General features: G+C 70.6%; 16 protein-coding genes and 1 riboswitch. Of the genes, 1 reads left to right on the top strand and 15 read right to left on the bottom strand.

What is annotated here, in order from left to right:
- Positions 1-22: 22 nt before the first annotated feature.
- Together AB663_RS14915 and AB663_RS14920 are read right to left on the bottom strand one after the other, a co-directional pair.
- Positions 23-790 (bottom strand): hypothetical protein, encoded by a 768-nt coding sequence (locus tag AB663_RS14915; RefSeq protein WP_067200905.1) that lies wholly within the window; start codon positions 788-790, stop codon positions 23-25.
- The gene (locus tag AB663_RS14920) at positions 787-1,431 is read right to left on the bottom strand and encodes a SatD family protein (RefSeq protein WP_067200907.1); all 645 of its coding nucleotides are present in this window, start codon (positions 1,429-1,431) and stop codon (positions 787-789) included. Before AB663_RS14920 ends, AB663_RS14915 begins: the two co-directional genes overlap by 4 nt.
- Before the next feature lie 59 nt (positions 1,432-1,490).
- Here AB663_RS14920 and AB663_RS14925 point away from each other — a divergent pair, with 59 nt between their 5' ends.
- Complete coding sequence (locus tag AB663_RS14925) at positions 1,491-2,078, top strand: DUF1349 domain-containing protein (protein WP_067200910.1); 588 nt, start codon at positions 1,491-1,493, stop codon at positions 2,076-2,078.
- Positions 2,079-2,111: 33 nt separating this feature from the next.
- Here the strand turns inward: AB663_RS14925 and argH are convergent, their stop codons facing one another.
- The 13 genes from argH to AB663_RS14990 form a co-directional block, all read right to left on the bottom strand.
- Positions 2,112-3,542, bottom strand: coding sequence for an argininosuccinate lyase (argH, locus tag AB663_RS14930; RefSeq protein ID WP_067200913.1), 1,431 nt, complete (start codon positions 3,540-3,542; stop codon positions 2,112-2,114).
- Complete coding sequence (argF, locus tag AB663_RS14935; RefSeq protein ID WP_067200915.1) at positions 3,542-4,477, bottom strand: ornithine carbamoyltransferase; 936 nt, start codon at positions 4,475-4,477, stop codon at positions 3,542-3,544. Before argF ends, argH begins: the two co-directional genes overlap by 1 nt.
- Positions 4,474-5,685: an acetylornithine transaminase gene (locus AB663_RS14940; RefSeq protein WP_067200918.1), complete on the bottom strand. Its 1,212-nt coding sequence runs from the start codon at positions 5,683-5,685 to the stop codon at positions 4,474-4,476. The genes argF and AB663_RS14940 overlap by 4 nt, the downstream gene beginning before the upstream one ends.
- Positions 5,682-6,599 carry an acetylglutamate kinase gene (argB, locus tag AB663_RS14945; RefSeq protein ID WP_067200921.1) on the bottom strand — a complete coding sequence of 306 codons (918 nt, stop codon included), beginning with the start codon at positions 6,597-6,599 and terminating at the stop codon, positions 5,682-5,684. Before argB ends, AB663_RS14940 begins: the two co-directional genes overlap by 4 nt.
- Entirely contained in the window at positions 6,596-7,753 is a 1,158-nt protein-coding gene (argJ, locus tag AB663_RS14950) for a bifunctional glutamate N-acetyltransferase/amino-acid acetyltransferase ArgJ (RefSeq protein ID WP_067200924.1), read from the bottom strand. The genes argB and argJ overlap by 4 nt, the downstream gene beginning before the upstream one ends.
- Complete coding sequence (gene argC, locus AB663_RS14955; protein WP_067200927.1) at positions 7,750-8,826, bottom strand: N-acetyl-gamma-glutamyl-phosphate reductase; 1,077 nt, start codon at positions 8,824-8,826, stop codon at positions 7,750-7,752. Before argC ends, argJ begins: the two co-directional genes overlap by 4 nt.
- A 204-nt stretch (positions 8,827-9,030) precedes the next feature.
- The gene (locus AB663_RS14960; RefSeq protein WP_067200930.1) at positions 9,031-11,169 is read right to left on the bottom strand and encodes a bifunctional hydroxymethylpyrimidine kinase/phosphomethylpyrimidine kinase; all 2,139 of its coding nucleotides are present in this window, start codon (positions 11,167-11,169) and stop codon (positions 9,031-9,033) included.
- Entirely contained in the window at positions 11,166-12,014 is an 849-nt protein-coding gene (gene thiM, locus AB663_RS14965) for a hydroxyethylthiazole kinase (RefSeq protein WP_067202841.1), read from the bottom strand. The genes AB663_RS14960 and thiM overlap by 4 nt, the downstream gene beginning before the upstream one ends.
- A riboswitch (TPP riboswitch) is annotated at positions 12,006-12,100 on the bottom strand. Its footprint overlaps the gene before it by 9 nt.
- A gap of 97 nt (positions 12,101-12,197) precedes the next feature.
- Positions 12,198-14,696, bottom strand: a complete 2,499-nt coding sequence (pheT, locus tag AB663_RS14970; RefSeq protein WP_067200933.1) for a phenylalanine--tRNA ligase subunit beta — start codon at positions 14,694-14,696, stop codon at positions 12,198-12,200.
- The gene (gene pheS, locus AB663_RS14975; protein WP_067200936.1) at positions 14,696-15,736 is read right to left on the bottom strand and encodes a phenylalanine--tRNA ligase subunit alpha; all 1,041 of its coding nucleotides are present in this window, start codon (positions 15,734-15,736) and stop codon (positions 14,696-14,698) included. Before pheS ends, pheT begins: the two co-directional genes overlap by 1 nt.
- Positions 15,737-15,773: 37 nt before the next feature.
- The gene (locus tag AB663_RS14980; RefSeq protein ID WP_067200939.1) at positions 15,774-16,694 is read right to left on the bottom strand and encodes an amino acid ABC transporter permease; all 921 of its coding nucleotides are present in this window, start codon (positions 16,692-16,694) and stop codon (positions 15,774-15,776) included.
- The gene (locus AB663_RS14985) at positions 16,691-17,347 is read right to left on the bottom strand and encodes an amino acid ABC transporter permease (RefSeq protein WP_067200942.1); all 657 of its coding nucleotides are present in this window, start codon (positions 17,345-17,347) and stop codon (positions 16,691-16,693) included. Before AB663_RS14985 ends, AB663_RS14980 begins: the two co-directional genes overlap by 4 nt.
- A 61-nt stretch (positions 17,348-17,408) precedes the next feature.
- A complete protein-coding gene (locus AB663_RS14990) occupies positions 17,409-18,317 on the bottom strand; it encodes a glutamate ABC transporter substrate-binding protein (protein WP_067200945.1) in 909 nt (302 codons plus the stop codon).

The following is an 18,317-nucleotide window of genomic DNA, read 5'->3' on the forward strand; positions in this document are numbered from 1 at the left end:
GTCGCATCCGCTGCGCGTGCGGTCAGCTGTGCGCCGCCCACCACACGAGGAAGGCTGCACCGAGTGCGATCACCCAGCTGACGAGGCTGCCGACGAGGAAGTACTCGGCTCTCGCCCCGGTCTCGCCGTCGCGTGAGATCTCCGGGAACCGCACGATGCCCTTCGCCGCGAGCATGGCCGCCAGGACCGGGTAGGCGGTGGCGAGGGTAAGGATCAGCACCAGCATCCGCTCGAGCGGACCGATGAGCCGGCCGCCTTGGAAGCCGGAACGAGGAGCGGCCGGGGACTCTCCGTCAGTCAGGGCGGCGGGCGCGCTCGCGGGGGGCCCGCTCCTCTCGGCGCGCGCGTCGACGGGACGCCAGGTGTGCTCGCCGTCGAGTGCCGCGCGGACGACGAGGTTCGACGACTCGAGGAGGAACACCGCAGCGCCCAGCGCGAGAACGGCGAGATCGAAGGGCACGTCGCCGAACGGGGATCGGAGCACCCAGACCTCGCCGATCAGTCCGGACTCGACGCGGGACGGCAGCCAGACGACCGCGCCGACGACGACGAGCGCGAGGAGCACCGCAGGCCAGAAGCCGAGCGGTGTCGGGCGGTCGTCGGGCATGCTCCACACCCACAGCGCGCCGACCGCGAGCGCGGCAGCCGTGGGCAGGAGCGCGTCGCTCACGCTTCCGAGCAGCAGGAGGACCACCACGACGGCGAGGTAGCCGATCCACCGGCGCGGAGCGAACTGCCGTACGAGATCGGCAGCCCCGACGGCCAGGAGCAGGAGTCCCGCGGCGATCACGACGGCTCTCCCCTGAGCGCCGTGACGCCCTCGATGATGGCGGCGGACCCGGCGGTGCGCAGCGCCTTCGAGACGCTCGGCTGGGTCACGCCCTCTTCGGCGGCGAGGTCGTGCTGCGAGCGGCCGAGCAGACGACCGTAGGTGAGGCGGCGTTCGCGTTCGCTCATGGCGCCCACCAGTTCGTCGCGCACGAGGAGGTACGCGTTCGACGCGGCGATCGTGCTCTGCATGACTTCATCCTGCCCCGGGGCTCCGACAATCCAGCTGCGCGTGCGCGGCACGGCGCGCGCTTCTCGGGCGTGCACGGTCTCGATCGCCTCCCGCGCGGCGTACCACCCGGGTCCGTCCGACAGCTCTCCGTGCACCGAAGCGACCGTGCGCACCTCGCCGATGCCCACACCGAAGCGGAAGGCGACGCCGTCGGGCAGCCGCAGCTGGATCATGAGGAGCGAGACGAGCGCGTCGGAGAGGGTGCGGTAGACGCCCTGCTGCTCATCGCCCACGGTGGGCGTGAGGCGCTGGAGGGCGAGAGGCAGGTCGTCGTCGACGTCGGCGATGGCCTGATCGAGCACGTGCTGCGCAGCGCCTCGGTCGCGGAGGCGCCGCGACCCGACGATGTCTGCGAGGACCGCGATGACCATGCGATTACCGTAGCACGAATAGTCTCGCTTTATGCTTGAATTGGTTATATTCTCGATCTATGCCTGAGATGACCCCCATCCCCTGGACCGACGGAACCTGGACGCACGAGCCCGCATCCGCCGCTCCGCAGGGCGACGCCCTCGTGGTCACCGCGGTCGAAGACAGTGACGCCTGGCGCCACACGGCGTACGGGTTCGTCCACGACACCGAGCACGCCCTCGTCGCCCCGCTGGCGGTCGGCGAAGCCATGGAGGTGACGTTCCACGCACCCTGGGAGGGGCAGTTCGACCAGGCAGGGATCTTCGTGCGGATCGACGACGAGCGCTGGATCAAGGCCGGCGTCGAGTTCGCCGACGGGCATCTGGGACTCGGCGCCGTCGTCACCGACGGGAGCTCCGACTGGTCCGTCGGTCACGTCGACGACTGGCGCGACAGCGAGCTCACCGTGCGGGTGAGCCGGTGGCCGGATGCCGTCATCGTGCGAGCCCGCGCAGGAGACGGCGACTGGCGGCTCGTGCGCGTGGCCCCGTTCGACGGCGCGGCCGCGGCATCCGCCGGCCCGTTCCTCGCCGCGCCCACCCGCGCGGGTCTCACCGTCGTCTTCACGCGATGGGTGCGCACCTCGGCCGACGACTCCCTGCACTGACCACGGGGCGCGTGCAGCGAGCGCCCGCCGACGTCACAGTCCCAGCGCGTGCGCCGCGGCCTGGGCTCTGGCGATGAGCTCGGCGCGCTGCTCCGACACGCGCACCGGCGCCGTGCCCCCTGCGCCCGTCCGCGACGCCACGGAGCCCTCGATCGTGAGCACCTCGCGCACCTGGGGCACCAGGTGCGGCGAGACCGAGAGCAGGAGCTCGTCGCTCGCATCCTCCAGCCCGATCCCGTGCTCCTCGCACGCGCGCACGAGCGCGCCGGAGATCTCATGGGCGTCGCGGAACGGCACCCGCCGCTTCACGAGCCACTCCGCGACGTCCGTCGCCAGAGAGAAGCCCTGCGGGGCCAGTTCCGCCATCCGCTGCGTGTCGAACCGCAGGGTCGCGATCATGCCCGCGAACGCCGGGAGCACCACTTCGAGCGTCTGGACGGAGTCGAACACCGGCTCCTTGTCCTCCTGGAGATCGCGGTTGTACGCGAGCGGAAGCCCCTTGAGCGTCGCCAGCAGGCCGGAGAGGTTGCCGATGAGGCGCCCCGACTTGCCGCGTGCCAGCTCGGCGATGTCGGGGTTCTTCTTCTGCGGCATGATGCTCGAGCCGGTCGAGTAGCTGTCGTGCAGCGTCACGAAGCCGAACTCATGGGTGTTCCAGAGGATGATCTCCTCCGCAAGGCGGGACAGGTCGACGCCGGTCATCGCGGCGATGAACGCGAACTCCGCCACCACGTCGCGGGCCGCCGTACCGTCGAGCGAGTTCTCGGCGGGGCGGTCCAGACCGAGCTCGCGCGCGACGAGCTCGGGGTCGAGACCCAGCGTCGATCCCGCGAGCGCTCCCCCGCCGTACGGCGATGCGCCGGCGCGGCGCCGCCAGTCGACGAGCCGCTCGAGCTCGCGCACGAGTGGCCAGGCGTGGGCCTGGAGGTGATGGGCGAGGAGCACGGGCTGCGCGTGCTGGAGATGCGTGCGTCCGGGGAGGATCGCATCCGGGTGCGCCTCCGCCTGTGCGACGAGAGCGTCGATGACGCGCAGGATGTCGCGCGCGATCACCCGCGCGTGGTCGATGAGGTACATCCGCACGAGCGTCGCGATCTGGTCGTTGCGGCTTCGTCCTGCCCTCAGCCGGCCTCCGAGCTCAGGACCGAGCTCCGCGATGAGCGCCTGTTCGAGAGCCCCGTGCACGTCTTCGTCGGTCGGCATCGGCACGATGGCGCCCTCGGCGACCTTACGCGCGACGGCGTCCAGCCCCTCGTGCATGCGCGCGGCCTCGTCGGGCTCCAGATACCCGGCCGCGGCGAGCGCGGTGGCGTGCGCGTGCGATCCTGCGATGTCGTACGGGGCGAGGATCCAGTCGAAGTGCGTCGACCTGCTCAGCTCGGCGAGCTCGGGCGACGGCCCGCTCGCGAACCGCGCACCCCAGAGCGCTCCCTCGTTGGTGCCTCCGTGCGTGCCTTCGGTCATCAGGCGGCCTCGGCATTCTTGCGCAGCAGCCACACCAGGAGCGCCTTCTGCGCGTGCAGCCGGTTCTCGGCCTCGTCCCAGACGACGCTCTGCGGCCCGTCGATCACCTCGGAATCGACCTCGTAGCCTCGGTCGGCGGGGAGGCAGTGGATGAAGATCGCCTCAGGGTCGGCGAGCTGCATGGTCTCGGTGGTGACCTTGTACCCGCCGAGGTCGCGGATGCGGGCGAGCTTCTCCTCCTCCTTGCCCATCGACACCCAGGTGTCGGTCACGATGACGTCGGCCCCGGCGGCCGCCTCGATCGGATCCGTGAACAGCGTGATGGAGCCGCCGGTCTCGGCCGCGCGCCGGTCGGCCGCCTCCACGACGTCCGCGCGCGGCGCGTAATCGGCGGGAGAGGCGATGCGCACGTGCATGCCGGCCGTCACGCCGGCCAGGGCGTACGAGTGCGCCATGTTGCTCTGCCCGTCTCCGAAGAACGTGAGGGTCAGGCCGGCGAGCTCGCCCTTGTGCTCGCGGATGGTCAGGAGGTCGGCGAGCAGCTGGCACGGGTGGAAGTCGTCGGAGAGCGCGTTGATCACCGGTACGCGCGTGCCCGCCGCCATCTCCTCGAGCCCGGCCTGCGCGTAGGTGCGCCACACGATCGCTGCGACCTGCCGTTCGAGCACGCGCGCCGTGTCCGACGGCGTCTCCTTGCCGCCGAGCTGGCTGTTCGCGGTGGAGATGATGAGGGGCGAACCGCCCAGGTCGGCGATGCCCACGGCGAACGACACGCGCGTGCGCGTGGACGACTTGTCGAAGATGACGGCGACCGTCTGCGGCCCGGCGAGGCTCTTGTCGGCCCAGCGGTCCTTCTTCAGCTCGAGTGCGAGGTCGAGGATCTCCCCCTGCTCTGCGGGGCTCAGATCGTCGTCGCGCAGCAGGTGGCGGGTCATGCGAGGGCCTTTCCGGAGGGGGTGAGGGACGCCTGGACGTCGGAGAGCGCGGCGGTGAACAGCTCGCGGAACTCGGCGAGCTCCGCGTCGCCGATCGTGAGCGCCGGGGCGATGCGCACGGTCTCGGGGTTGGCTGCGTTGACGATCAGGCCCCGCTCCTGCGCGGCGGCGACGACGTCGCCCGCGACGGGTGCCGAGAGCCCGACGCCGATGAGCAGACCGCGCCCGCGGACCTCGGCGATGAGGGGCGAACCGATGCCTTCGATGATCTCCCTCAGCTGCACACCGCGCCGCGCCGCGTTGTCGACGAGGCCGGCGCGCTCGATCTCGCCGAGCACGGCGTCGGCGACCGCGGTCGCGAGCGGGTTGCCGCCGAACGTCGAGCCGTGCGACCCGGGCGTGAAGAGTTCGCTCGCCGCACCGTAGGTCACCAGGGCGCCGATGGGGAAGCCTCCGCCGATGCCCTTCGCCAGCGTGATCGCGTCGGGCGTGATGCCCTCATGGCTGAATCCGAACCACGCTCCGGTGCGACCGGCCCCCGTCTGGATCTCGTCGACGATGAGAAGCGCGCCGTGCGCGAGCGTGAGGGAACGCGCCGCTGCGAGGAACCCCTCTGGCAGCTCCACGACGCCGGCCTCTCCCTGGATGGGCTCGACGATGACGGCCGCCACGCGGTCGTCCATGGCCTGTTCGAGCGACTCGACGGTCGCGGGGATGTGCTCGACGCCGCCGGGCATGGGCTCGAACGGCGCACGCATCGACTCCTTGGCGGTCATCGCGAGCGACCCCATGGTGCGTCCGTGGAAGCCGTTCTCCAACGCGATGATGCGCGGCCTCGCGCTTCCTCCGTGCAGACGGGCCAGCTTGAACGCGGCTTCGTTCGCCTCGGCTCCCGAGTTCGAGAAGAACACGCGGCCGTCGATGCCCGCGCCGGCGAGACGCTTGAGGCGCGCGGCAAGGGCCAGCTGCGGAGGCGTCGCGAAGTAGTTCGACACGTGCGCGAGCGTGGCGGCCTGCCGCGAGACCGCATCGACGAACACGGGGTGCGCGTGACCGAGCGAGGTCACAGCGATACCTGCGAGGAAGTCGAGGTACCGCTTCCCGTCGGCGTCCCACAGGTTCGAGCCCTCACCGCGGGTCAGCAGCGCGAGGCGCGGCCCCACGTTGAGGATCAGATGATTCGCGGCGTCGTCCTGCCAGTTGCTCATGCGTTCGTCCCTGCGCTTCCCAAGACCACTTCTGTCCCGATTCCCTTGCTGGTGAAGAGTTCGACGAGCACCGAGTGCGGCACCCGTCCGTCGATGATCGCCGCGGCGTCGACCCCGCCCTCGACGGCGTCGAGGCATGCGCGCATCTTCGGGATCATCCCGGACTCCAGGCGCGGCAGCATCTCGATCAGCGCATCCGAGGTCAGATGCGACACGAGCGAGTCGCGGTTCGGCCAGTCGGCGTACAGCCCGGGCACGTCGGTGAGGATCACCAGCTTGCGGGCGCCCAGCGCCACGGCGAGCGCGGCGGCTGCGGCATCCGCGTTGACGTTGAGGGACTGGCCTGGATGGTCGAGGTCCGGCGCGATGCTCGAGACGACGGGAACGCGTCCCGCCGCGAGGTGGTCGAACACGGGCGTGGGGTCGACCTGCACCACGTCCCCGACCCGGCCGAGATCGATCTCCTCGCCGTCGACGACCACGCCGCGTCTGCGGCCCCCGAAGAGCCCGGCGTCTTCGCCGCTGAGGCCCGTGGCGATGGGGCCGTGCGAGTTGATCTTCGACACGAGCTGCGGATTCACCTGTCCGGTGAGGACCATGCGCACGACGCCGATCGCCTCGGTGGTGGTGACGCGGTAGCCGCCCTTGAACTCGCTGGGGATGTCGAGGCGTGCGAGCATGTCGGAGATCTGCGGGCCGCCGCCGTGCACGACGACCGGCTGCACGCCGACGTACCGCAGGTACGCGATGTCCTGCGCGAAGGCCTCCTGCAGCTCGTCCGAGACCATCGCGTTGCCGCCGTACTTGACGACGACGATCTGGTCGCGGAACTTCTTCAGCCAGGGCAGCGACTCGATGAGCGTCTCGGCCTTGACCGCGGCGATCTCTGCCGGGGTGTCCTGGATGTCGGTCATGAGGCGTACGCGCTGTTCTCGTGGACGTAGTCGTGGGTGAGGTCGTTGGTGAGGATCGAGGCCGTCGCGTCGCCGACCTTGAGGTCGATGACGAGGTGCGTGGCGCGCGGCGTCAGGTCGACCTCCTCACGGGGGCGATCGGGGCCGCCCTCGGTGCAGACGCGCACGCCGTTCATCCAGACGTCGACGTCGTACGGATCGAACTGCGCATTCGTCGTGCCGATGGCCGCGAGCACCCTCCCCCAGTTGGGATCGTTGCCGAAGATCGCCGCCTTGAAGAGGTTGTTGCGGGCGACGGAGCGGCCGACCTCGACCGCGTCCTGCTCGGATGCCGCGTTCCGGACCTCGATCGTGATGTCGTGGCTCGCGCCCTCGGCATCGCCCTGCAGCTTGACGGCGAGCTCCTGGCAGAGCTCCGCGAGCGCCGCGCCGAACTCGTGGAGATCTGGCTTGACACCGCTCGCGCCGTTGGCGAGGAGCGTGACCTGATCGTTCGTCGACATGCACCCGTCCGAGTCGAGGCGGTCGAACGTGCGGCCTGTCGCCGCGCGCAGTGCGGCGTCGGCCTCGAGCGGTTCGAGATCGGCATCCGTCGTGATCACCACGAGCATCGTCGCGAGCCCAGGAGCGAGCATGCCCGCCCCCTTCGCCATGCCGCCGATCGTCCAGCCGTCGCGCCGCACCACCGCGGTCTTCGCCACGGTGTCGGTCGTCATGATGGCCTGCGCGGCTGACTCCCCTCCGTTCTCGGACAGCTCGGCGATGGCGCGGGCGGTGCCGTCGAGCACCTTGGCGCGGAACGTCTCGTCACCGACGCCGATGAGACCGGTGGAGCAGACGAGCACGTCGCCCGCACTCACGCCGAGAAGCTCCGCCGCCTTCTCCGCGGTCTGGTGCGTGGTCTGGAATCCGAAGGAGCCGGTGAAGCAGTTCGCGCCGCCCGAGTTCAGCACCACCGCTTCGACGACGCGGTCGGCGACCGCCTGCTGCGACCAGATGATGGGGTTCGCCTTGGCCCGGTTGCTCGTGAACACGGCGGCACCGACCTTGCGCGGGCCACGGTTCACGACCACCGCTACGTCGGGGTTTCCGGTCGACTTGAGCCCGGCGGCGACGCCTGCCGCTTCGAATCCTGCGGGTGCGGTGACGCTCACGGCGCGACTCCGTTCACTGAGAGGGCGCGGGTCTCGGGCAGACCGAGCGCGATGTTCATGGACTGGATGGCGGCGCCCGCTGTGCCCTTGACGAGGTTGTCGACGGCGGTGACCACCGTGACGCGGTTCGCCGCACGGTCGATCGCGAGCCCGATGAGGGCGGTGTTGGCGCCGAGCACATCGGACGTACGCGGGAAGCGCCCCTCCGGGAGGAGCTGCACGAACGTCTCGCCGCCGTAGGCGCTCTCCCAGGCGTCGCGGATCTGCGCGTCGGTGGCTCCCTCCGCGATCGGGGCGGTCGAGGTCGCGAGGATCCCCCGGGACATCGGCACGAGCACGGGCGTGAAGGAGATGCGGATGCCGTCGGGGTCGAGGTCTCCGGCCGCGGCGATGGCCTGCCGGATCTCAGGGATGTGCCGATGGGTGCCGCCGACCGCGTAGGGGTTGGCGCTGCCGAGGATCTCGCTCGCGAGGAGGTTCGGCTTGAGGCTCTTGCCTGCGCCGGACGGACCGACCGCAAGCACCGTCACGATGTCCGACGCGTCGATCACTCCCGCCGCGACGCCCGGGGCGAGGCTGAGGCTCACGGTGGAGGCGTTGCACCCCGGTGCGGCGATGCGGGTCGCGCCGCGCAGCACCTCACGCTGCTTCACGACTCCGCTCGGATCCGCGTGACGGGGACCCGTGACCAGCTCTGGCACGCCGTACGTCCACGGCTCGTGGAACTGCCCGCCGTAGAACGCGTCCCATGCGTCCTTCGAGGTGAGCCGGTGGTCCGCTCCCGCGTCGATGACGAGCGGCACCGACCCCAGTGCGTCGGTGTACTGCCCGGACTGGCCGTGCGGCAGCGCGAGGAACACGATGTCGTGCCCCGCGAGCACGTCGGGCGTCGTGTCCTGCAGCGTGAGGTGCGCGAGCGAGCGCAGGTGCGGCTGATGATCCGCGAGCGGCTGGCCTGCGTTCGAGTGCGCTGTGACGGTGCGGATCTCGACGTCGGGGTGGTCGGCCAGGAGGCGGAGGATCTCGCCGCCTGCGTAGCCGGATGCGCCGGAGACGGCGACGGAATACGTCATGCTTCTACCTTAACGGTGGGACGGTCGGGGAACCGGGGCGGCGACACCGGCACTCGGCCCTCCGTGCGGAGCAGGCGGAAGCGCGGGGTCGCCTAGGATCGGCGGCCGCCGCGACGTCGGCGCACAGCGACTGCGGGAGCGGTGGCGGCCGGAAGCATGCCGCGACGATAGCGCGCGCGACGCGGCCTGCGCAAATCCGCGGCGTCATGCGAGATCGACGGCGGCGAAGAACGCCCGCTCATGCCGCGCCGATGCGTCGAAGGCCCGCAGCATGCGCGAACGCTTTCCGGCGTCGGCGAGAGATGCCGTCGTCGTCACGATGGCGATCGCGCGCTCTGTGGCCTCCGCGAACACCGGATCGGCGTAGGTGGTGAGCCAGGAGGCGTACGGATGCCGTTGGTCGCGCGCGTACTGGCCGAACTCGCCCGCGTGCAGCCGGCGACCGAGGTCGGTGTACAGCCAGAAGCACGGCAGCACGGCGGCTGTGAGTTCGGCGTAGTCGCCGCCGAAGGCGACCGAGCGCAAGTGGTCGAGATAGGCGGTGGTCGCAGGCGACGGCTCGGCGGCGAAGGTCGCGGCGCTCACTCCGCGCCCGGGGTTCAGCCACGACGCGTGCAGCTCCAGCTCTCCCACGATCGAGCCGTGCGCGGCGTCCGCCCAGAACGCCTGTTCGTCCGACGACGGCGCTAGCCGCGAGGCCTCGACGAGCACGCGGGCGTACTCGCGCAGATACAGCGCGTCCTGCGCGAGGTAGGAGAGGAACGCCGGCCGGCGCAGGCTGCCGTCGGCGAGCGCACGCACGAACGGAAGCTCGTCGATGTCGGCGCGGGTGCCTGCGATGCCCTCCCACCATTCCGTCGCGATGTCGGACGCGGCCGGTCGCGTCTCGAGCCCGCCGCGCGACCACAGTCCCGCGAAGTGATGAACCGGGCCGTGCCCGCCGCCGACCCTGAGCGGCGCGCCGCCCTTCAGGCTCTCGCGCAGCCAGGCTCGCGCGCCGGCGACGGCATCCCGCGCGCTCTCACCGCGCGCGAGACGTGTGGCGACCGCGGAGGAGAGCGAGCACCCGGTGCCGTGCGTGTTGCTCGTCGCGATCCGCACACCGGGGAACTCCGTCGTCGCGCCGCTCGACGCGTCGACGAGGGCATCGGGCACGTCGGCACCGGGCAGATGGCCGCCCTTCACCAGGACGGCCGCGCCGGTCGACGCCGACACGTCGGATGCCGCGGCGAGCGCCTGCGACCACCCGTCGACACCGTGGCCGGCCAGCACCGCGAGCTCTTCCAGGTTCGGGGTGATCACATCGGCGCGGCTGAGGAGCTCGCCGAGCGCCCGCTCAGCGTCCGCGTCGAGCAGCCGATCGCCGCTCGTCGCCACCATGACCGGGTCGACGACCACGATCGGCGGCCGCGTGCGGTCGATCCACGCCGCGACCTCCCGCACCACGCCGGCCTCTGCCAGCATCCCGATCTTCACCGCATCCACCACGATGTCGTCGGAGATCGCATCGAGCTGCGCCCGCACGAACTCGGCGGGTGGCACGTGCACACCCCGCACGCCCCGCGTGTTCTGCGCGGTGAGCGCCGTGAGCACGGCCATGCCGTATCCGCCGTTGGCGGCGATCGACTTCAGATCGGCCTGGATGCCCGCACCGCCCGACGGGTCGCTGCCTGCGATGCTCAGCACCCGGGGCACACCGGCGGCGCGCCAGCGGCTGAGAAAGGCGCTGGCCGTCTCGGCGGGGTCGTCCGCTGTGCACAGCGCGGACACCACCGCGAGACCGGCGGCGCCCGCATCGCGCAGCGCCTCGGTGTCGTCGATGCCGACGCCGCCTATCGCCACGCACGGGAGCGGACTCTCCGCGGCGAACGCGCGGAACCCGTCGACGCCCAGTGCCGGAGGGTGGTCGGGCTTGGTCGACGTCGGTCGGATGACGCCGACGCCGAGGTAGTCGACGGTGCCCTCCGGAAGGGCGAGGACCGCGTCGAGGTGCTCTGCGCTGTTCGCCGTGAGCCCGATGAGTGCGTCGGGACCGAGCAGCGCCCTGGCACGGAGCACCGACTCGTCCCCCTGGCCGAGGTGCACCCCGTCCACGCGCGCGCCGGCCTGCCGCGCGGCGAGGGCCGCGTCGAGACGGTCGTTCACCACGAGGAGCGCGCGGCCGTCGATCACGCGCGAGAGTTCCACGAGCTGCGCGGCGGTCTCGGCATCCGTCGCGGTCTTGTCGCGGAGCTGCACGACGCGCACTCCCCCGTCGACGGCGCGCCGCACGGTCTCGACGACCCCGCGGTCGCCGCACAGGCGAGCGTCGGTCACGAGGTACAGCGCGAGGTCGGCGATCACAGCGCGCCGTCCTCGACCCGTGCGGCTGCCGCGAGGTCGGACGCCTGCACCCCGGCGAGCCGATCGAGCAGCGCCACGGCGAAGCTCCCCGGGCCCTCGGCAGCGCGTGCCGCCTGCTCGGCCGCGACCGTGTAGACGAGGCTGGCCGCGGCGACGGCGGTCAGCGGATCGGCGCCGCTCGTGCGTGCGGTGCCGAGGAACGCGGCCATCACCGCGCCGAGCGCGCAGCCTCCGCCCGTGACCCTGGTGAGCAGCCCATGGCCGTTCGCGATGCGGAGCACTCGACGGCCGTCGGTGAGGAGATCCACGGGACCGGACACCGCGACCACGCTGCCGAAGCGCTGTGCGAGCGACAGCGCCGCGTCTGCGGCTGCATCCGTGCTGTCGACGGCATCGACTCCGCGTCCTCCCGCGCTGAGTCCGGCGAGCGCGAGGATCTCCGACGCGTTGCCGCGGATGGCGGTCGGCCGGGCTGACACGAGCGTGCGGGCGAACTGGGTGCGCACGGGAAGCATCCCGATCGCGACCGGGTCGAGGACCCACGGCGTGCCCGCCGCCTCAGCCCCCTCGACCGCCTCGACGGTCGCGTCCCGCTGCTCCGGGGTGGGCGTGCCGAGGTTCACGAGCATCCCTGAGGCGACACCGGCGAACGCCCCCGCCTCTCCGACGATGTCGACCATCGCGGGTGCCGCCCCGACTGCCAGCAGGACGTTCGCGGTGAAGCCGGTCACGACGGCGTTCGTGATGCAGTGGGTCAGTGGAGGCGCCGCACGCAGCTCCTCCAGGAGCGCGCCGGCTTCGGAGACGAGGCGGGTGGCGGATGCAGGACGCAGAAGATCGCTCATGCGCGACATTCCCTTCGCTAGTACGAACTAGATCAGGTTCGACGGGTGTGATCTCAGCCGCGCGTGCGGCACCCCGTGTCACTGCTCGGAGTCTAGCGAAGGCGAGTGCCGTCGTCATGGCATCCATGTCACCAGCACCGGGCGCCGGAGGGAAGCCGTCTCCGCTGTCGGCAGAGACCCGCCTCAGTCGCGGATCGTCGCGCCGAACCTCTCCGACGCCACGGCGACACCGGCGAGCTTCGCCTCGGTCGCCTCGGCGGCCGTGAGCGTGCGGTCGTCGGCACGGAAGCGGAGCGCGAACGTGAGACTCTTCGATCCCTCGGGCACGCCGTCGCCCCGGTAGTCGTCGACGAGCCGAACGGACTCCAGCAGCGCACCCGCGCCCTCGGCGAGAGCCGCGCGCACCTCTCCGGCCGCGAGCTCGGCCGGCACGACGAGAGACACGTCCTGCGTCGCTGCCGGGTACGTCGACAGCGAAGCGGCGACGGTCGACGGCACGGCCAGCTCGAGGACGACGTCGAGGTCGATCTCGGCGACGGTGGCACGACCGGGCAGGTCGGCGGCCTCGGCGACCGACGGATGCAGCTCGCCCACGTATCCGACCTCGACGTCGCCGACGCGCAGCGACCCCGCACGACCGGGGTGCAGCGCGGCCCGCTGCGACTGCACGACCTCGATCTCGACGCCCGCAGCAGCCGCGATCACCCGCACGGCGTCGAGGGCCTCGGAGAGACCGGCCGCCTCGGCGGGCCGACCCGGCTGACGAGCCGAGACGTTGCCGGTGAGCAGCACCGAGACGTAGCGGCGCTGCGGCGGGATCGAGGCATCGAGCGCCGCGAGCGTCTCGTCACTCGGGCGCACGCCGAGCGGCGGCACCTCGTCGGTCCCGTACTCGACGCCCGGTTCCGGGAGGAACACCGTGCCCGTCTCGAACAGCGCGAGGTCGGTGAGACCTCGCGAGATGTTCCGGTGCGCGGTCTGCAGGAGTCCGGGCACGAGCGAGCGACGCAGGAACGGCGCCGAGCCGTCGAGCGGGTTGGCCAGGCGGATGCTGGGCAGGTGATTCCCCGAGGCCGATCCGTGAAGGTCGTTCTGCGCCTCGGTCGTGAACGGGAACGACGGCGTCTCGACGAAGCCGGCGGCCGCGAGCGCGTTCGCGACGCGACGGCGCCCCTGCTGCGCCGGCGTGAGGCCACGCCCGGACGGCGGGGTGGGCAGCACCGACGGGATGCGGTTCAGACCGTGGATGCGCGCGACCTCCTCCGCGAGCGTCCACTTGTCGGTGAGGTCGGGGCGCCAGGTCGGCGGGATGACCGTCCACCCGCCCTCGGACTCGGTCACCTCCGCGCCGATGGTCGTCAGCGCGCCGGTGATCTCGTCATCCGTGTAGTCGACGCCGATGAGCCCCTGCACGAACCCGCGGGGAAGCGCGATCTCCTCGATGAAGACCTCCGCGAAGAGGGCGCCGCCCTCCTCGGTGAGCGTGCCGCCCGCGAGCTCGACCATGAGGTCGGCCGCCCGGCGCGCGGCCACGAACGGGATGAGCGGGTCGACGCCGCGCTCGAATCGCTTGGACGCCTCGCTCGGAAGCTTGTGCCGCCTGGCCGTTCTGGCGATCGTCGTGGGGTCGAAGGTCGCCGCCTCGATGAGCACGTTCCGCGTGGTCTCGCTCATCTCGGTCGTGCCGCCACCCATGACGCCGGCGAGGCCGATGGGGCCGGACTCGTCGGTGATGAGGAGGTCTTCGACGTGGAGCACGCGCTCCTGACCGTCGAGGGTCGTCATCTTCTCGCCCGGAGCTGCCCGCCGCACGGTGATACCGCCCGCGAGCTTGTCGAGGTCATAGCCGTGCAGGGGCTGTCCGAGCTCGAGCATCACGTAGTTGGTGATGTCGATGAGGACGCCGAGGGAGCGCATGCCGGCGAGCGTCAACCGCGCGACCATCCACGGCGGGGTCGGACGCGAGGGGTCGACGCCGCGCACGACGCGGGTGACGAACTCGCTCGCACCCACGCGACCGCGCACGGGGGCCGCGTCGTCGACGATGGCCGTGTGGCCTGCGCCGGGCTGCAACTCTGCGAAATCGCGCTCGGCCGGGTCGCGGAACGCCGCTCCCGTGGCGTGGGAGTACTCGCGCGCCAGTCCGCGCAGCGAGAACGCGTATCCGCGGTCGGGCGTGACGTTGACCTCGACGGCCACATCGTCGAGGCCCAGCAGGGCGATCGCGTCGGTGCCGACGGGCGCGTCGATGCCCAGGTCGCCGAGGATCAGGATGCCGTTGTGCTCGTCGCCGAGACCCAGCTCACGGGCCGACGCGATCATCCCGTCGGACACGTGGCCGTATGTCTTGCGCGCCGCGATCGGGAACGGGCCAGGCAGCACAGAGCCGGGAAGCGTCACCACGACCTTGTCACCGACGGCGAAGTTGCGGGCGCCGCACACGATGCCACGGGGCTCCGCCTCGCCGACGTCGACCTGGCACCAGCGGATCGTCTTGCCGTTCGACTGCGGTTCCTCCTCGAAGGAGAGCACCTGGCCGACGACGACGGGACCGCTGATGTCGAAGCGGTGCACGTCCTCCTCTTCGAACCCGACGGAGACCATCGCCGCGAGGACGTCCTCGGGCGTGGCGTCCGGCGCCACATCGACGTATTCACGCAGCCACGAGAGCGGGACGCGCATCACACCACCATCCCGTACTGCTCGCTGAAGCGGACATCGCCCTCGGCCATGTCGCGCATGTCCTGCACATCGCTGCGGAACATGAGTCCGCGTTCCACCCCCATGCCGAAGGCGAAGCCGCTGTACACCTCGGGGTCGATGCCCGCTGCGCGCAGCACGTTCGGGTTCACCATGCCGCAGCCGCCCCACTCGATCCACCGCGCGCCGCCCTTGAAGGTCGGGTGCCACAGGTCGAGCTCGGCCGACGGCTCGGTGAAGGGGAAGTAGTTCGTGCGGAAGCGCGTCTTGGCTTCAGGGCCGAACATCTGGCGTGCGACGTGGTCGAGCGTGCCCTTGAGGTGCGCCATCGAGATGCCCTGGTCGACGACGAGGCCCTCGAACTGCGTGAACACGGGCAGGTGCGTCGCGTCGAACTCGTCGGTTCGGTACACGCGGCCGGGGCACAGCACGTAGATCGGCACCTCGCGGTCGAGCATCGAGCGCACCTGCACGGGGCTGGTATGCGTTCGCATGACGAGATGGCGCGACGTCGGGTCGACGTAGAAGGTGTCCTGCTCCTGGCGGGCAGGGTGGTCGACGTCGAAGTTCAGGGCGTCGAAGTTGAACCACTCGTGCTCGAGCTCCGGTCCCTCGGCGATCTCCCACCCCATACCGACGAAGATGTCGGAGATCTGCTCGCTGAGCAGGGTGAGCGGATGCCGTGCTCCCACCCGCGTACGCGAGGGGACGGCCGTGATGTCGACGCGCTCGGCCTCGAGGCGTGCGGCGACCTCGGCGGCCTCCAGTTCGGCCTCCTTGGCGGCGAGCGCCTGGGTGACCCTTCCCCTCCCCTGGCCGATGAGCTTGCCGAAAGCGGCCTTGTTCTCCGGCGCCACCTGCCTCATCGAGGCGTTCAGCACCGCGAGGGGCGAACCCTCGGCCACGTGGGCGGCGCGTGCCGCCTTCAGCTCGCCGGTGTCTGCCGCAGCGTCGATGGCCTCGAGGGCTGCGGCGACCGCGGCTTCGACCGCTTCCGGGGTGATCTCAGGAACATCAGGCACGAGATGTGAGTCTACCGGGGCGCGGACGCGCGATCCGTCAGACCCCGGGTCCCGTGCTCATTCCGTCGAACCGTCCGGCGCCGCGCTGCACCGCGATCACCTCGGTGAGAGTGGACTCGTCGTCGGCGGCCACGTTGCCCCCGGCAAGGCCCTGCACTTTCACCGATCGCCGCGTGCGCACCTCGACCCACTTCGCGATGCCCGACAGGATCAGGCACATGATGATGTAGATGCCGCCGATGATGAAGGCGGACTGCAGGATCGGACGACCCTGCTGCGACGTCAGCTGCTTGGCGTAGTAGAGCAGCTCGGGGTAGGTGATGATGAAGCCCAGAGCCGTGTCCTTCATCGTCACGACGAGCTGCGCGACGATCACCGGCAGCATCGCGCGGATGGCCTGCGGCAGGAGGATGAGCCGCATGACGCCGCTCTTGCGGAGCCCGATCGCGTAGCCCGCCTCCTTCTGCCCGCGCGGGAGGGACTCGACGCCGGCGCGCAGCACCTCGGCGAGCACCGATCCGTTGTACGCCATCAGGGCGAGCACGACGGCCCAGTACGGGTCCATCTTGATGCCGATGACCGGAAGGCCGTAGTACAGCAGCATCATGAAGACGAGCACCGGGACGGCACGGAACAGCTCTGTGATCACGGTGACGGGGATGCGCACCCACGCGTGGTCGGACAGCCGGCCGATGGCCAGCACGAAGCCGAGCGCCAAGCTGAGCACGGCGGCGAGCGCGAACGCCGCGAGGGTGTTGCCCAGCGCCTTGAAGATGCCCATCCACACGTTCGTGAACGAGAACACGTACCACTTCTGCGCCGAGAACTGCCCCGTCTCGACCAGCCGGTACACGACGAAACCGACCACGGCGAGGACGAGCACGATCGTGACGACCGCGAGGATGCGGTTGCGGGCGATGGCCCGGGGACCGGGGACGTCGTACAGCACCGAGCTCATCGGGCGATCCTCCACTTGTTCTCGAGATGACGCTGCAGCCAGCTCATGAGCAGCACGAGCGCCACGAAGACGACGGCGACCCAGAGCAGCACCTCCATGGGGTTGCCCGGCCGGTCGGCGGAGTCGTTGATCGTCGACCGAAGGGCGGCGAGCTCTGCGACCGAGAATCCCGCTGCGACCGTTGTGTTCTTCAGCAGTGCGATGAAGACGCTCATCATCGGCGGGACGACCGAGCGGAAGGCCTGCGGGAGGATGACGAGGGTCATGACCTGCCCGAACGGCAGCCCGATGGCCCGCGCTGCCTCGGCCTGGCCGACCGGCACGGTGTTGATGCCGGCGCGCAGCACCTCGGCGACGTAAGTGGCGGTGTAGATGCCGATCGCGAGGATGCCGAGCACGAGGTTCGACAGCTCGGGGAGGCCGAGCTGGGGGTACCCGAAGACGAAGAAGAAGAAGACGAGCGTGAGCGGGGTGTTGCGCACGGTGTTGACGTAGACCGTGCCGACGCCGCGGGCGATGGGCACGGGTGACACGCGCATCGCGCCGACGACGATGCCCAGCACGAGGGCGATCAGGCCGCCGGCGAAGAACACGATCAGCGTGTTGCCGAGCGCCTCTCCCCACAGGTCCAGGTTGCCGAAGATGACGTCCACGCCGTCCTCCCTTCTCAGTCAGTGTGCGGGGCGGCCTCCGGAGAGGCCGCCGCGCGGGGCATCAGTACGCGTCGACCTCGGGCTGCTCGACCTCGATGCCGCTGGAGCCGAGGTTCTTGTCGAAGATCGCCTGCCAGATGTCGGGGTTGTCGGTGAACAGGTCGTTGATGTGCGCACGCAGCACGTCATCGCCCTTCGCGAGTCCGACGCCGTAGCGCTCCTCGGTGAACAGGCCGCCGGTGACCTTCACCTCGTCGGGGTACTGCGCGGCGTAGCCGATGAGGATCGCCTGGTCGGTGGTGACCGCGTCGACCTTGCCGTCGATCAAGTCCTGCACGCAGGCCGAGTACAGGTCGTACTCCTGCGTCTTGATCTCCGGGAAGTTCGCCTTGATGTTCTGGATCGGGGTCGATCCGGTCGCCGAGCACACGGTCTTGCCGTTGAAGTCCTCGAGCTTGTCGGCCCCGGGAGCGTCCTTCGCGACGAGCAGGCCCTGACCCGTGATGAAGTAGGGGCCGGCGAAGTCGATGAGCTCCTTGCGCTTGTCGTTGATCGAGTATGTGCCGACGTAGTAGTCGATGTCGCCGTTCACGATCGCCTGCTCGCGGTTGGCCGAGGCGATCGGCTTGAAGTCGATCTTGTCCTCGTCGTAGCCGAGCGATGCGGCGATCCAGCGCGCGATGTCGACATCGAAGCCGGTGCGCTCACCCGAGGTGACGTCGAGGTAGCCGAGACCGGGCTGGTCCTCCTTGACGCCGACGGTGACCTTGCCCGCCTTCTCGATCTTGTCGAACGTGGGGCTGCCGTCGAGCTTCATGTCCTTGGCGACCTCGAACCAGGTCGAGTCCTCTCCGCCGCCGTCGGTGGAGCCGCCTCCGGGGTTCGAGGGCGTGCCGCTGTTGCAGGCTGTCAGGGCGAGCAGCGTCGCCGCCGCGATTCCGAGTCCTGCCAGGGTCCGTGTCCGTCGCAT

It is taken from the genome of Microbacterium sp. XT11, from assembly GCF_001513675.1.
In the GTDB taxonomy this organism is placed as follows: Bacteria; Actinomycetota; Actinomycetes; order Actinomycetales; family Microbacteriaceae; genus Microbacterium.